Annotated in this window: 14 protein-coding genes and 1 riboswitch; of the genes, 7 read left to right on the forward strand and 7 right to left on the reverse strand. The window is 59.4% G+C overall.

The window, feature by feature from the left end:
* Nucleotides 1-41 precede the first annotated feature (41 nt).
* A complete protein-coding gene (locus tag F3J41_RS19040; protein ID WP_021509614.1) occupies nucleotides 42-716 on the forward strand; it encodes a DUF1190 family protein in 675 nt (224 codons plus the stop codon).
* 8 nt (nucleotides 717-724) lie between these two features.
* On the forward strand, nucleotides 725-1,888 hold the full coding sequence (locus tag F3J41_RS19045) for a glutathionylspermidine synthase family protein (protein WP_166712094.1): 1,164 nt from the start codon (nucleotides 725-727) through the stop codon (nucleotides 1,886-1,888).
* A gap of 35 nt (nucleotides 1,889-1,923) precedes the next feature.
* On the opposite strand, the gene ygiD is transcribed toward F3J41_RS19045, so the two are convergent.
* A complete protein-coding gene (gene ygiD, locus F3J41_RS19050) occupies nucleotides 1,924-2,694 on the reverse strand; it encodes a 4,5-DOPA dioxygenase extradiol (protein WP_371815509.1) in 771 nt (256 codons plus the stop codon).
* Between the two features lie 210 nt (nucleotides 2,695-2,904).
* On the opposite strand from ygiD, the gene zupT reads away from it, so the two are divergent.
* Nucleotides 2,905-3,672, forward strand: coding sequence for a zinc transporter ZupT (gene zupT, locus F3J41_RS19055; RefSeq protein ID WP_021509618.1), 768 nt, complete (start codon nucleotides 2,905-2,907; stop codon nucleotides 3,670-3,672).
* A 144-nt stretch (nucleotides 3,673-3,816) separates the two neighbouring features.
* A complete protein-coding gene (locus tag F3J41_RS19060) occupies nucleotides 3,817-4,200 on the forward strand; it encodes a cell wall hydrolase (protein WP_021509619.1) in 384 nt (127 codons plus the stop codon).
* Nucleotides 4,201-4,253: 53 nt separating this feature from the next.
* Here the strand turns inward: F3J41_RS19060 and ribB are convergent, their stop codons facing one another.
* The gene (gene ribB / locus F3J41_RS19065; RefSeq protein ID WP_010618704.1) at nucleotides 4,254-4,910 is read right to left on the reverse strand and encodes a 3,4-dihydroxy-2-butanone-4-phosphate synthase; all 657 of its coding nucleotides are present in this window, start codon (nucleotides 4,908-4,910) and stop codon (nucleotides 4,254-4,256) included.
* A gap of 109 nt (nucleotides 4,911-5,019) precedes the next feature.
* Nucleotides 5,020-5,169, reverse strand: a riboswitch (FMN riboswitch).
* 171 nt (nucleotides 5,170-5,340) lie between these two features.
* Here ribB and F3J41_RS19070 point away from each other — a divergent pair.
* Nucleotides 5,341-5,646, forward strand: a complete 306-nt coding sequence (locus F3J41_RS19070) for an accessory factor UbiK family protein (RefSeq protein WP_010618705.1) — start codon at nucleotides 5,341-5,343, stop codon at nucleotides 5,644-5,646.
* A 39-nt stretch (nucleotides 5,647-5,685) separates the two neighbouring features.
* Here F3J41_RS19070 and hldE read toward each other — a convergent pair whose 3' ends face one another.
* The 3 genes from hldE to F3J41_RS19085 form a co-directional block, all read right to left on the reverse strand.
* On the reverse strand, nucleotides 5,686-7,110 hold the full coding sequence (gene hldE, locus F3J41_RS19075; RefSeq protein WP_021509620.1) for a bifunctional D-glycero-beta-D-manno-heptose-7-phosphate kinase/D-glycero-beta-D-manno-heptose 1-phosphate adenylyltransferase HldE: 1,425 nt from the start codon (nucleotides 7,108-7,110) through the stop codon (nucleotides 5,686-5,688).
* A 67-nt stretch (nucleotides 7,111-7,177) separates the two neighbouring features.
* Nucleotides 7,178-10,036, reverse strand: coding sequence for a bifunctional [glutamate--ammonia ligase]-adenylyl-L-tyrosine phosphorylase/[glutamate--ammonia-ligase] adenylyltransferase (gene glnE / locus F3J41_RS19080; protein WP_058780507.1), 2,859 nt, complete (start codon nucleotides 10,034-10,036; stop codon nucleotides 7,178-7,180).
* 33 nt (nucleotides 10,037-10,069) lie between these two features.
* A complete protein-coding gene (locus F3J41_RS19085) occupies nucleotides 10,070-11,380 on the reverse strand; it encodes an inorganic triphosphatase (protein ID WP_159377960.1) in 1,311 nt (436 codons plus the stop codon).
* A gap of 205 nt (nucleotides 11,381-11,585) precedes the next feature.
* Between F3J41_RS19085 and F3J41_RS19090 the strand changes: the two genes are divergently transcribed.
* Nucleotides 11,586-12,209, forward strand: a complete 624-nt coding sequence (locus tag F3J41_RS19090; RefSeq protein ID WP_010618709.1) for a TIGR04211 family SH3 domain-containing protein — start codon at nucleotides 11,586-11,588, stop codon at nucleotides 12,207-12,209.
* 141 nt (nucleotides 12,210-12,350) lie between these two features.
* On the forward strand, nucleotides 12,351-13,583 hold the full coding sequence (locus tag F3J41_RS19095; protein WP_021509623.1) for a multifunctional CCA addition/repair protein: 1,233 nt from the start codon (nucleotides 12,351-12,353) through the stop codon (nucleotides 13,581-13,583).
* 18 nt (nucleotides 13,584-13,601) lie between these two features.
* Here the strand turns inward: F3J41_RS19095 and bacA are convergent, their stop codons facing one another.
* Both bacA and folB read right to left on the reverse strand, forming a co-directional pair.
* Complete coding sequence (gene bacA, locus F3J41_RS19100; protein ID WP_031280132.1) at nucleotides 13,602-14,420, reverse strand: undecaprenyl-diphosphate phosphatase; 819 nt, start codon at nucleotides 14,418-14,420, stop codon at nucleotides 13,602-13,604.
* Nucleotides 14,421-14,611: 191 nt separating this feature from the next.
* Nucleotides 14,612-14,971 carry a bifunctional dihydroneopterin aldolase/7,8-dihydroneopterin epimerase gene (folB, locus tag F3J41_RS19105; protein ID WP_021509625.1) on the reverse strand — a complete coding sequence of 120 codons (360 nt, stop codon included), beginning with the start codon at nucleotides 14,969-14,971 and terminating at the stop codon, nucleotides 14,612-14,614.
* Between the last annotated feature and the right edge of the window lie 49 nt (nucleotides 14,972-15,020).

A 15,020-nucleotide genomic window follows, 5' to 3' on the forward strand; every position in this document is an offset into this window, starting at 1 on the left:
CACCTATCCTAAGCCCCACCTTTGGGCACAGGATGAAGATAATGAAACGGACAAAAAATATTCGTCATGCCGCTTTCCGTAAAAGCTGGCAGGCACGCCATTTAACGCCGGTCGCACTGGCGGTCACCGCCGTGTTTATGCTGGCAGGCTGCGAACAGAGCGATGAAACGGTTTCGATGTACCAGAACGCCGATGATTGTGCGAAAGCCAATCCGGGCCAGAGCGCTCAGTGCACCACCGCTTACAACAACGCGCTGAAAGAGGCTGAGCGCACCGCGCCAAAATACGCCACGCGTGAAGATTGCGTCGCTGAATTCGGCGAAAACCAGTGTCAGCAAACCCCGGCACAGGCGGGCGTCGGTACCACGGCGAACAACGCTGAAGCGCAGCAGAGCGGCAGCTTCTGGATGCCTCTGATGGCCGGCTACATGATGGGTCGTCTGATGGGCGGCGGTGCCGGCTTTGCGCAGCAGCCGCTGTTCTCGCCAAAAACCCCTAACAGCCCGGCAAACGGCCAGTTTGTTGATGCTTCCGGTAAGAACTACGGTGCGGCCACCTCCGGCCGGACGGTAAACGTGCCGAAAACCGCGCTGGCGCCGAAACCGGCCACTACGTCCACCATCACCCGTGGCGGCTTTGGTGAGACGGTAGCCAAACAGAACACCATGCAGCGCAGCAGTGCCACCAGCACCGGCAGCCGCTCGCTGGGAGGCTAAGCCCGCGCATGCAACGTATTGCTATCAGCGAACGTCCGAACTGGCGCGAAAAGGCGACCGAGTACGGCTTTCAGTTTCACACCATGTATGGCGAACCCTACTGGTGCGAAGACGCTTATTACCAGTTTACTCTGGCGCAAATTGAACAGCTGGAAGCGGCCACCGCTGAACTGCACCAGATGTGCCTGCAGGCGGTAGAAAAAGTGGTGAACAGCGAAGCGCTGCTCACCCGTTTCTGCATTCCGAAACACACCTGGGATTTTGTGCGCGAATCCTGGCAGCAGCGTCAGCCGTCGCTCTATTCACGTCTCGATCTGGCGTGGGATGGCACAGGCGAGATCAAGCTGCTGGAGAACAACGCCGATACGCCAACCTCGCTGTACGAAGCGGCGTTTTTCCAGTGGATCTGGCTGGAGGATCAGCTCAACGCCGGCAACCTGCCGCAGGGCAGCGATCAATTCAACAGCCTGCAGGAGCAGTTGATTGAGCGCTTCGCCACGCTGCACCAGCAGCACGGTTTTAACTGGCTGCACTTTGCCTGCTGTCGCGATACGGAAGAGGATCGCGCCACGGTACAGTATCTGCAGGATTGCGCCACTGAAGCCGGTCTGCCGAGTGAATTTCTCTACATTGATGAGATCGGGCTGGGCGAAAAAGGTCAGTTTACCGATCAGCACGATCAGGTGATCAGTAACCTGTTCAAGCTCTATCCGTGGGAATTCATGCTGCGCGAGATGTTCTCGACCAAGCTGGCCGATGCCGGCGTGCGCTGGCTGGAGCCGGCGTGGAAAAGCATTCTCTCCAACAAAGCGCTGCTACCGCTGTTGTGGGAGATGTTCCCCAACCATCCTAACCTGCTGCCCGCCTGGTTTGCCGATGATGCCAGCGCGCCGCAGATGGAAAAATATGTGGTGAAACCGCTTTTTTCCCGCGAAGGTGCCAACATCACCATCGTGGAAAACGGTCAGGAAATCGCGCGCGCCGACGGCCCCTATGGCGAAGAGGGCATGATCGTCCAGCAGTTCTGGCCGCTGCCGAAGTTTGGTGACAGCTATACGCTGATTGGCAGCTGGCTGATTGACGATCAGCCTGCCGGTATCGGTCTGCGTGAAGATCGCGCGCTGATCACCCAGGATCTGTCGCGTTTCTATCCGCACACCTTTATTGCGTAACGCACGTGCCGCCCGGTCTGCGGGCGGCACAGGTGTCAGCCAACCTGCACCGACAGCATACTGATCGAACCCATCTCCATGCCTTCCACCGGGATGCTCACCGCCTCACCTTCAGCTCGCGCGCCGAGAATATACAGCAGCGGCAGATAGTGCTCCGGCGTCGGGTTAGCCAGCTGCGCGCCTTCATGCTGCTGATAATTCACCAACGGATGCTGTGCCGCCTCGCCTTCGTAGTCCAGATTATCGCGCACAAACTGGTTGAAGCTCTCCGCCCACGGATAAGCGCTTTCCGCACCCTGCCAGCAAATCATGCGCAGGTTATGCACCACGTTGCCGCTGGCCACCAGCATCACGCCTTCGTCACGCAGCGCCGCCAGTTTACGTCCCAGCGCAAAATGCCACGCCGCCGGCTGGGTGCCATCGATGCTGAGCTGAATCAGCGGAATATCCGCCTGTGGATACATCTTCGCCAGCACGCCCCACGAGCCGTGATCAAAGCCCCACTGCTGATCGGCCTGCACCGCCACCGGCGCCAGCAGATCGATAACGCGCTGTGCCAGCGCAGGCGAACCCGGCGCCGGATAGCGTACGTCGAACAGCGCCTGCGGGAAGCCACCAAAATCATGGATGGTGCGCGGATTGCTCATCGCCGTCACCGCCGTACCGCGCGTGTACCAGTGCGCCGAGATGGCGAGAATAGCGCGCGGACGCGGCAGGGTTTCGCCCAGCTGCTGCCATACGCGGGTATAACGGTTGTCTTCTAATACGTTCATCGGGCTGCCGTGGCCGAGAAACAGAGCGGGCATGCGGGTCATTATTTATCCTCTGGCGTCGGGATCGCGTTAATGACTGTCACGATACGCGCTTTCGCCAGGGGAAAAACGCTGATAAGCGTGATGATGTTTATCAGCAAATTTGAACAAGATTTTGCCGACATAACTTTACGCTAAATAACTCGATATTTTATGGGGTTAACTATATTGTAACTGGTAATCATTATCATTAAGGAGCCCATCATGTCAGTACCTTTGCTGCTAACCATCCTGGCTGGCGGTGCCACCTTCGTCGGCGCGATTTTTGGCGTGCTCGGTCAGAAGCCGTCGAACCGCGTACTGGCCTTTGCGCTCGGCTTTGCCGCCGGCATCATGTTGCTGATTTCCCTAATGGAGATGCTGCCCGCCGCGCTGCATGCGGAAGGCATGTCGCCGGTGCTCGGCTACGGCATGTTCATGCTCGGCTTACTGGGTTATTTCGCCATGGATCGCCTGCTGCCGCACCAGCATCCGCAGGATCTGATGGCGGTCAATCGCCGCCCCACCAACCTGAAACGTACCGCGATCCTGCTGACGCTCGGTATCAGCCTGCATAACTTTCCTGAAGGCATTGCCACCTTTGTCACCGCCAGCAGCGATATGGAGCTGGGGCTGGGCATCGCACTGGCCGTCGCGATCCACAATATTCCGGAAGGGCTGGCGGTGGCCGGACCGATGTACGCCGCCACCGGCTCGAAAGCCAAAGCGTTGTTCTGGGCCTGCCTGTCCGGCATGGCGGAGATTCTTGGTGGCATCATCGCCTTTCTGCTGCTGGGGCCGGCGGTCTCACCGGTGATGATTGCGGCGATTATGGCGGCGGTGGCGGGCATTATGGTGGCGCTGTCCGTGGATGAACTGATGCCGCTGGCGCGCGAAATCGATCCGCATAACAATCCCAGCTACGGCGTGCTGTGCGGCATGACAGTGATGGGCCTGAGCCTGACGTTGCTGCAAACCAGCGGGGTAGGCTGACGCGAGATTCGTCTCATTCGCCACAACTTAGGCCTTATCTATCAATTGATTAGGCTTGTTAAGGCGTAGTCGAGACGGGTCTTGTTAACACCCGACGGCGGGCTCATTACACTCCACGCGACTCTTAGAAAGCAGTGGAGTGTTATGTTAATTCAGGGAGCCATTTTATGCCTGGCGATGAATATCTATCATGAAGCGCGCGGCGAACCGGTAAAGGGACAAATTGCCGTCGGCACTGTCACCATGAACCGGGCTAACTGGGACGTCAAAGAGATCTGTCCGGTGGTGTACGCACCCAAACAGTTCTCCTGGACGTCTCTGCACAAACATCCCCATCGCCATCCGCCGCAGCATGACAAAAGCTGGCAGCGCGCGCAGCGCCTGGCCCAGCGGATTGTCGAGGGTAAGCTGGCGGATGTGACAAAGGGCGCGACCTTCTTTCATGCGCACAGCGCCAGACCCGCGTGGCGCCACGCCTTCCAGCGTACCGTGGTGATAGGTAATCACGTTTTTTACGCCAGCCGTTAATCATAAAAAAAGGCCGGATGCATCACATCCGGCCTTATTTATTTCACGTCGGCTTAGCTGGCCTGACGGGTTTCATGCTGGCGGCGCCAGGCCACCAGGTCTTCAATGGTCACCACCGGCATGGCGTGCTGCTTCGCAAACGCAATCACTTCCGGCGCGTGCGCCATGCTGCCGTCATCATTGGTCAGTTCGCACAGCACACCCGCAGGTTTGAAGCCCGCCAGCGTCACCAGATCGAGCGTCGCTTCGGTGTGGCCGCCGCGCGCCAGCACGCCGCCGTCGCGCGCGCGTAGCGGGAATACGTGGCCGGGACGATTCAGATCGGACGGTTTAGCGTCATCGGCAATCGCCGCGCGGATGGTGGTAATACGGTCGGAGGCCGATACGCCGGTCGTCACGCCGCTGGCCGCTTCAATGGTCACGGTAAAACCGGTGCCGTAAGAGCTGGTGTTGTTCTCTACCATCATTGGCAGATCCAGCTGCTGGCGGCGCGCTTCGTTAATGCACAGGCAGACAATGCCGCTGCCGTGACGAATGCTCAGCGCCATCTGTTCAACGGTCATGGTTTCGGCGGCGAAGATCATATCGCCTTCGTTTTCGCGATTTTCATCGTCCAGCACCATCACGCCGCGCCCGTTGCGCAGCGCATCGATGGCGCGTTCTACACGCTGTTCCGGCGTGCCAAATTCAGAAAGAAGCGTCTGATTCATGGTAAAAAAACCTTATTAATAAAATATGAGTTACCAGAACCAGGGCGAGCTTAGGAGTGCGTAGAAAACACATGGCAATAACGTGACGCGGGCGCAGCCCGGCTGATGTCGTTACCCTCTCCCATCCGGACTTTAACCGTCGGCCCCGGAATTACACCGGATCTGCTGACCTTTCACTGTACAGCGAAAGCGCTCGCGGGCTTTCAGCCGAAGCTGATTTACCGCCGGTGGGGAATTTCGCCCCGCCCTGAGAATAAGCGAAATTACTATAGCGCCAATCACCTGGTCGGGCAATCAACAAAAGTGCAAATGCTTTTGCACTTCATGCGTTGCGGATTTCGGGTTTAACCTTTTCGTTTCTGGCATTACACTTAATGTTTGATGAGTCGGAACACGCGCTGTTATCAGCCACCGTAACCAGGAAACAACCATGATCGACACGAAAAAAATTGAACAACTGGCGCGCCAGGTGCACGAAGCGATGCCAAAAGGTATTCGCGACTTTGGCGACGATGTGGAAAAGAAAATTCGTCAGGTATTGCAGGCGCAGTTAACCCGCATGGATCTGGTTAATCGTGAAGAGTTTGACGTGCAGACCCAGGTTTTGCTGCGCACGCGTGAAAAACTGGCGGCGCTGGAGCAGCGTCTGGCGAAGCTGGAGAGTGAAAGTCCGGCGGCCCCGGCTCCGGCGGTGATCACGCCAGATCCGGCAGGCAAAATCGATACGCCTCAGTAAGGTTTACGCGGCGGGAGTTCGCTCCCGCCGGCTACGTGTTTACTGATTGCGAATGGTTTTGATGATGTTGGTGGTGGAGATACCGTCTTCAAAGTTGAGCACGCGCACGTCACCGCCGTTGGCCCACACCTCTTTACTGCCCGCGATATCTTCCGGCTTATAATCACCGCCTTTCACCAGCAGATCCGGCAGCACTTCGGCAATCAGTCGCTGTGGCGTATCCTCTTCAAACAACACTACCCAGTCTACGGCTTCCAGCGCACCCAGCACGATCATGCGGTTTTCCTGCGGGTTCACCGGGCGGGTTTCGCCCTTAAGACGTTTGGTGGAAGCATCGCTGTTGACCGCCACGATCAGGCGATCGCCCAGTTTGCGCGCGTTGGCCAGATAAGAGACATGGCCGGCATGCAAAATGTCGAACACGCCGTTGGTCATCACCACTTTCTCACCGCGCTGGCGCGCCTGCGCCACCGCCACTTTCAGCTCGGCTTCGGTCATCACGCCAAAGCCGCTGTCCGGCCGCGCGTGGATCGCATTCTCCAGTTCCACGGTACTAACGGTTGAAGTCCCGAGCTTGCCGACCACCACGCCAGCCGCAGCGTTGGCGAGGAAGCAGGCATCTTCCAGACTTTCACCGGCAGCCAGCACTGCGGCCAGCACGCCGATCACCGTATCGCCGGCACCGGTGACGTCATACACCTCCTGCGCCTGAGTGGGCAGATGCAGCGGCGCTTTGCCCGGCTGCAGCAGCGTCATCCCGTTTTCCGAACGCGTCACCAGCAGCGCGGAGAGATCGTAATCGGCAATCAGCTGCATACCGCGGCTGACAATCTCCTCTTCGCTTTTGCACTTGCCGACCACCGCTTCGAACTCGGACAGATTGGGCGTCAGCAGCGTCGCGCCGCGATAGCGTTCAAAATCGGTGCCTTTCGGGTCGATCAGTACCGGCACCTGCGCCGCACGCGCCAGCTGAATCATGGTCTGCACGCTGCTCAGCGCGCCTTTAGCATAATCAGACAGCACCAGCGCGCCCGCCTGTGCCAGCGACTGACGCAGTCGATCGTGAATCGGCTGCGGATCGACCTGCTCAAAGCCCTCTTCAAAGTCGAGGCGAATCAGCTGCTGGTTACGCGACAGCACGCGCAGTTTGGTGATGGTCGGATGGCTATCGAGGGCGACGAAATCGCACTCAACCTTCACCTGCGCCAGCGTTTCGCGCAGCACGCGCGCAGCGTCATCTGCACCGGTCAGACCGATAAGGCGCGAGTCCGCACCGAGTGCAGCGATATTCATCGCCACGTTGGCCGCGCCGCCCGGACGCTCTTCAATGGTATCCACTTTAACCACCGGCACCGGGGCTTCCGGTGAGATCCGGCTGGTCGGGCCGTACCAGTAGCGGTCTAACATCACATCGCCGACAACCAGCACAGCGGCCTTGCCAAACGCGGGCAGTGTTACTTTCATGCAGAGACTCCAGACTTCAACGTTCAGTCAAAATAATGCGCGGATAATAGCATAGAAGCCGCCAGGCTCACTGCTCCGTGTCATCCGCATCGCTCGCGGCCAGCCAGCGCTGCCAGCTGGCGTGCACCACGGCGCGTTCGTCAGCGAACGATGCCGGATCGACATGACCCGGCAGTTCCTGCAGCGCCAGATGGTGCAGCGCATCGCGCAGCGTGACGTAAGCGTGCGTCAGCGCCTGCGCTTCCTCATCAGCCATGATGCCGTGGCGCGCCATCAGTTCGAAAATGCGCACGTTATCCGACCAGCGCGTCAGCGCCGGCTGGCTGGCGGCGTAACCTAAGACCAGATACTGCGCGATGAATTCAATATCGGTGATACCGCCCTCATCGGTTTTAATCTCCCAGCGGCCTTTGTGCTTGTTACTGAGGTGCGCACGCATTTTCTCACGCATCTCACGCACTTCGGTTTGCAGCTTCGCGCCTTCACGCGGCAGGCAGAGAATACCGCGCCGGATCGCATCGAAGCGCTCACACAGCGCCGGTTCGCCAAACACGATGCGCGCGCGCACCAGCGCCTGATGTTCCCACGTCCAGGCTTCATGGCGCTGATAGTCGTCAAAGGCGGCAAAGGTGCTGACCAGCATGCCGGCCGCGCCAGAAGGGCGCAGGCGCGCGTCCACCTCATACAAAATGCCGGACGAGGTGCGGGTGCTGAACAGATGCATGACGCGCTGAGCGAGACGCAGGTAAAACTGGCGCCCGTCGATAACGCGTTCACCGTCGGTTTCGGCATCGTCCGGACAGTCATGCAGAAACACCAGATCGAGATCCGAACTGTAACCCAGTTCCCAGCCGCCCAGTTTGCCGTAGCCGACCACGGCAAAGCCGCGCTCGCTGTCGCTGGTGAGGTGCGAAGGGCGGCCATAGCGCTGCACCATCATCTGCCACGCCTGCTGCACCACCGATTCAATGATCGCTTCCGCCAGCCAGGTTAAGTGATCGCTCACTTTCATCACCGGCAGGGTTCCGGCGATGTCGGCGGCGGCGATACGCAGATGCTGTGCCTGCTTGAACTGGCGCAGCGCTTCCAGCTGCTGCTCTTCATCATCGGTGGGAATGCGCAGCAGATACTGGCGCAGTTCGTCACGATAAGCGTCGGTGGCGGTGGGCTGATACAGCGTGGCCGGATCGAGCAGTTCATCCAGCAGCAGCGGATAGCGCGCCAGCTGGCTGGCAATCATCGGCGAAGCGCCACACAGGCGAATCAGGTGGCGCAGCGCGCCGTGATACTCGGTCAGCAACTCGAGATAGGTGCTGCGCGTTAATACGCCAAGCAGCAGCGGCGTCAGGCGTGCCAGCACCACATCGGCGTCGTCACGTGCGCACACTTCGCTTAGCAGGCGCGGCATTAATTGATCGAGCGCCAGCCGGCCGCGCGGACCGATGGTGCGGCGACTGACATCCTGACGGAAATCATTCAGCGCCCGATACAGCGCATGGCGCTGTTCCGCCTGCAGCTGCGGTACCACCGGCAGCAAATCGCTCTCTTCCAGCGCGTCCTGCCACAGGCTGGCGAACTCCGCCAGCTGCGGCTGATCGTCGACATCCGGCGCATCATCGCCTATCAGCTCGTCGAAAATGTGGCGCACGCCGGCCATGTGCTGCTCCAGCTGTGCCAGCAGCGTCGCCCAGTCCGCCATGCCCATCGCCCAGGCCAGGCGCTGGCGGTCGAGGGGATTTTCCGGCAGCGTCTGCGTCTGCTCATCGTTGATGCTCTGCAGCAGATTCTCCAGCCGGCGTAAAAACAGGTAGGCGGCGCGCAGATGATCAACCTGCTCCGGTGTTAACAGCGCCAGCTCACCGATGGCCTGCAGCGTCGGCAGCAGCGAGCGCAGCTGAAGTGAGCGCTCACGTCCACCTCGAATCAGCTGAAACACCTGGACGATGAATTCGGTTTCGCGAATGCCGCCAGCGCCGAGTTTGATGTTGTCCTTCAGGCCGCGCCGCCGTACTTCGCGGGCAATCATGCCTTTCATGTTACGCAGCGACTGGATCACGCTGAAATCGATGTAGCGGCGATAGACGAACGGGCGTAACATCTGCTGCAGCTCCTGGCTCCAGTGGCCGCCATCGTCGCCCATCAGGCGCGCTTTCACCATCGCGTAGCGCTCCCAGTCACGGCCCTGCTCCTGGTAGTAATCTTCCAGCGCGGCAAAGCTCAGCACCAGCGGGCCGCTGTCGCCGAACGGGCGCAGGCGCATATCCACGCGATAAACAAAGCCATCGACGGTAGGTTGATCCAGCACCTTAATCAGCCGCTGCCCCATGCGGGTAAAGAACTGCGCGTTGTCGAGCTCGCGCCGGCCGCCGTGGGTGACGCCGTTTTCCGGCCAGGCAAAGATCAGGTCAATATCGGAAGAGAAGTTGAGTTCACCGCCGCCCAGCTTGCCCATGCCCAGAATCAGCATCGGCTGGGCTTCGCCGGCGGCGTTGCACGGCGTGCCGAAATCGCGGCAGCAATCCTGCCACACCCAGTCGCGCGCGGCGGTAATCAGCACTTCCGCCAGCGTGCTGAGCTGCGTCAGGCTCTGCCCGGTGCTGGCCTGCTCCAGCGCCTGCATCCACGCGATGCGCACCAGCATATGACGGCGGAACAGGCGCAGTTCGCGCATCAGGGAGGCTTCGTTATCCACCGGCTGCAGCGCCGCTGCCAGCCAGGCCGCATAGTGCTGCCACTCTTCGGGCTGCGGCGGTTGCTGCTGCAGCTGTTGCCACCACGCCGGATGCTGCTGCAGGTTGTCCACGATAAAGTCACTAAAAGTCAGCGCGCCAGCCTGCTGCGGCGTGATCGCCGTCAGCGGCAGGCCCAGACGTTCTGCCACGCTGGCGAGCTGCGCCTGCATCAGCGTCGGTAACGGTAACGACATCTTCCCTCCCTGATGATTGATGGTGCCGTAGCCTTAGCGTTTCGCACCGTTATTCAGCCAGAACGGCGGTTGACGGATCGCCAGATTGACCAGCTGAATCAGACCGCGCTCCTGTTTTTCACGAATGGCGTGCTGCAACTCCTGCCAGCCCGCCAGCCACTGGCTGACTTCTTCAGCCGGATACGCCCCCGCCAGCAGGTGCACCGCCAGCAGCTGGCGGTTCAGGCGCGTAGCTTTGTCCTGAAATTCATTAAACAGCTGCACGTCGACGAAGGTTTCACGCAGATCCGCGCCGATGCGCCCCAGCATGATGTCGCTGAAGCGTTTAAACGAGCCCTGCAGCTTACTTTTGTTCTTCTCGTCCAGCCACGGCTGCCACTGCGACTCCACCAGCCAGTGAGTAAGTGCTAACTGGGCTTCAACCGAGGTCGGTGAGAAGCAGACGGTTTCCGCGCTGGCCTCGCTGTCCGCCAGCAGCTCTTCCAGCCGGGTCAGCTTCTGACGCAGTTCGCTATTGGCCTTGCGCGGCACCAGCGTGCCAAACAGGGAAAACGCCTGACGCAGCGTTTCCAGCGCTTCAATTACCCGTGCCCGGGCGTCTTCGTTACCGCGCAGCCAGACTTCTTCATGGTACTGCCAGTGGCCGAGCGCCGCGCTCATGGCGTGAACCATGCCCTGCTCCACCGTGGCTTTAGGGGCAATTTTCTGCAGCGGCAGCGCGCGCAATGGTCGCGGCGCGTTGCCCTGCGCCAGCTGATAACCGCGTGCCGCTTTGCTCAGGCTGCCGAGGCGCAGGCCGCCCATGGCGATCAGCGCGCTGGCGAAGGTCAGCATATCGCTGCGGGTTCCACGCTTAAGCTCCAGCTCCACTTCATACAGCGGCTCGCTCAGCTCCCCTGCGGCAACGCTGCCGTAATCGAAAGCTACTTCAATTTCGCTGTCGCCAACGCTCACCAGCCAGGTTTCACGCTGGAAATGGGTGCTGAACAGCGGCTGCAAACGCGACTGAAGCGCGGCAACATCGGTCCCCTGCGGCCAGATCTCTGCCGGCAGGCGGGCAATGTCCAGCTGCGGCTCGCTGAGGTCGACGTTGTATTCCGGACGCTGATGCAGGCCGCCCAGCGTTTTGCCGGCGGTTTTCAGCGTCATTTCATAGCGCTGATCCACGCCGCGAATCCGCAGGCCCATATCCCAGCGGCGCAGCTGGTTGTCATCGGTTTCGTAATAGATGTTGGTCAGCTCACGCGCGGCGTGATGCTGATGTGGCCAGGCGGCAAGCGTCTGCGCCAGTTTTTCGGCGGCTTGCGGGGTGGCAATGAACTTTAATTCGATTTCGATGGTCATAATTTTTTATTCAATACGCTGCTGGCACTTACGAGTTTAATCTGGCGAAGAGTAATGCACCGCAAGCCTGCTGTCTCTGCTTTCTTGTGCTTTTACGACCCTTTTCGCACCGCATTGAGACCAGGATAGTTCTCATTCAGATTTATGCGAAGCGACTCCAGACTGTGCCGGTAAATTTACGCCCATCATGAAAAAACGATATCGAATGAAAAAAATCACACTTGCCGCTCTCTCTTTGCTGGCTTTCAGCGCCATCGCACCGGCCCACGCGGCCGATGAAAAACGTTACATCTCCGACGAATTATCCACCTGGGTACGCAGCGGCCCTGGCGATCAGTATCGCCTGGTTGGCAAGCTGAATGCCGGGGAAGAAGTCACGCTGCTGCAAACCAATAATGACTCGCAGTACGCGCAAATCCGCGATGCAGAAGGCAAAACTAACTGGATCCCGCTGTCGCAGCTCAGCGCCTCCCCCAGCCTGCGCACCCGCGTGCCGCAGCTGGAGCAGCAGGTCAAAGAGCTGACCGACAAACTGGCGAACATTGATAACAGCTGGAATCAGCGTACGTCAGAGATGCAGAACAAGGTGGCCAACAGCGACGGCACCATCAACGGCCTGAAAGAAGAGAATCAGAAGCTGCGCAACGAGCTGATTGTCGCGCAGAAGAAGGTCAGCGCCGCTAACGTTCAACTGGATGACAAACAGCGCACCATCATCATGCAGTGGTTTATGTATGGCGGCGGCGTGCTCGGCGTGGGTCTGCTGCTTGGTCTGCTGCTGCCGCACATGGTGCCGCGCCGCAAGAAAAACGATCGCTGGATGAATTAAAGCCGCCACGCCATTTGTGGTTTGCCTGGAGGGGATCGTAAGATGCCCCTTTTGGCATGCCCGCTTTTTCGCCAAAGTATGCAACAATAACGTAACAAGCGTGCGCGGCACGCAAAAGTGGATTGCCTCTGGAGTGGTTGAGTGAAGACGTTTCTGGTCGGTGGCGCAGTGCGTGATGCCTTACTGCGTTTGCCGGTAAAAGATAGAGATTGGGTGGTGGTGGGCGCAACGCCCGACAGCATGCTGGCGCAGGGCTATCAGCAGGTGGGCCGGGATTTTCCGGTTTTTTTACACCCTGAAAGCCGCGAAGAGTATGCGCTGGCGCGCACCGAACGCAAAAGCGGCAACGGTTATACCGGCTTCGTGACCCAGTTCGCGCCGGACGTGACGCTGGAGCAGGATTTACAGCGTCGCGATCTGACCATCAATGCCATCGCGCAGGCCGCTGACGGCACGCTGATCGACCCTTATCACGGCCAGCAGGATTTGCAGCAGCGCACCCTGCGTCACGTGTCGGCAGCTTTTAATGAAGATCCGCTGCGCGTGCTGCGCGTGGCGCGTTTTGCTGCCCGTTTCGCCCACCTCAATTTCCGCGTGGCACCTGAAACCCAGGCGCTGATGCGCGAGATGGCGCACAGCGGCGAACTGGCGCACCTCACCGCAGAGCGGGTGTGGAAAGAGACGGAAAAAGCGCTGCTGACGCGCAATCCACAGGTCTATTTCCAGCTGCTGCGCGACTGCGATGCATTGCAGGTGCTGTTCCCGGAAATCGACAACCTGTACGGCATTCCGGCCCCCGTTAAGTGGCATCCGGAGATCGACACCGGCGTCCACGCGCTGATGACGCTGACCATGGCCGCAGCGCTCTCCGACCAGCTTGACGTGCGCTTCGCCACGCTGTTCCACGATGTGGGTAAAGCGCTGACGCCGCCAGAGAAGTGGCCGAGCCATCATGGTCACGGCCCGGCCGGTGTACCGATTGTTGAAGCGCTGTGCCAGCGGCTGCGCGTGCCGAACCAGGTGCGCGATCTGGCCCTGGTGGTGACGGAGTTTCACGATGTGGTGCACACCATTGAACGCCAGCCGGCTGACGCGCTGGTGGCGCTGTTTGACCGCATCGACGCCTGGCGCAAGCCCGATCGCGTGGAAAAGATGGCACTGACCAGCGAAGCCGACGCTCGCGGGCGTACGACGCTGGAGAGCATGGCTTATCCGCAGGGCGATTATCTGCGGCGCGCGTTTGCGCTGGCGCAGGCGGTGCCTACCAAAGCGGTGGTCGAGGCCGGTTTCACAGGCGCGGCGGTGCGGGAAGAGTTGACGCGTCGGCGCGTGCTGGCGTTGCAGGAAGGGTTAATCGACGCGCGGCCAGCGTAACCGGCCGCGCCTCGCGCATCACATAAAGATGGCGTAAACCGCTGCCGCGACGATAAAGCGGTAGATGGCAAACGACACAAACGAGATACGTTTGATCAGCTCAAGGAACACTTTGATCGCCAGCAGCGCGACAATAAAGGCGGTCACGAAGCCCACGGCAAACATCGGGAAATCCTGCATCGTCAGGAAGCCCATGCTCTTGTAGAGATCGAGTCCGGTAGCACCGATCATCATCGGTACCGCGAGGATGAAGGAAAACTCGGACGCCGCATAGCGGCTGACGCCCATCAGCATACCGCCGGAAATGGTGGCACCGGAACGCGAGAAGCCCGGCCACAGCGCCAGACACTGGAAGCAGCCAATCATAAACGCCTGGCGATAGGTGATGTCATCAATGCCCACCGCTTTCGGCTGCTTTGGCTTGAGATATTCCGCCGCCAGCAGCAGCACGCCGCCCACCACCAGCGCGTACATCACGTTGATCGGGTTAAACAGGGTTTTAATCTGGTCATGCAGTACCAGGCCAATCACTACCGCCGGCACCATACCCAGCAGAATGTGAATCAGCGTCAGTTTTCCGCTGCCGACGCCTTCGTGGCGCTCCTGGCCGAAGTGAATGCCGATCAGGCCAAACAGCCGGCGCCAGAACATCACGACTACGGCGAGGATGGAGCCCAGCTGGATCACCACTTCAAAGGTTTCCGCCTTCTCACCTTCGAACCCCAGCAAATGGCCAACAATAATCATGTGGCCTGTGGATGAGACCGGCAGGAACTCCGTAAGGCCTTCCACAACCCCCAGGATTGCAGCTACCCATAGCTGATGAATGTCTGCCATCAAATTTTACCCTCTATCCGTTTTAAACAGTAAAAAGGCGGTCGCGCACCGCTACCGCCTGAAATTATGCCTGCACCTTGCTGAAGGAAACCTTAAGGATTTCGGTCACTTCCCCTTCATCAGCGCAGCGGCCTCCACTGAGACACACCATAATTTGGTTTGGTTTCATTGTGATGGCAATCACGCAGGATTTATTTAGGAATAGTCCCGCGCTCAATTCTCACGCCCACGCTCGCCGCCTGGGCGACAGCCCCCGGTTTACCTACCTTCACGCGTACTCCGGGCGTTTTGAAACGATTCATCAACAGATCGGCGATTTCTTCTGCCACCCGTTCGACCAGCGCAAAACGCTGCCCCTGCAGATGACTGAGGATCGCTTCGGTGACATCGGCGTAGCTCAGACAGTGGTTCACATCGTCGCTCACCGCCGCCTGACGGTTGTCCCACGCCATTTCGACATCGAGCACTAGCTTCTGCTGCATGCCCTGTTCCCAGTCGTAAACGCCAATGGTGGTGAACACGGTGAGTTGTTCTATAAATACGATATCCATGATGTCACTCTCTGTTTTTGGCTTAGCCGGATACCACTTCCGGCGGATT

The sequence above is a fragment of the Pantoea sp. Ap-870 genome, from assembly GCF_011752515.1.
GTDB classification, from domain to species: Bacteria; Pseudomonadota; Gammaproteobacteria; order Enterobacterales; family Enterobacteriaceae; genus Pantoea; species Pantoea dispersa.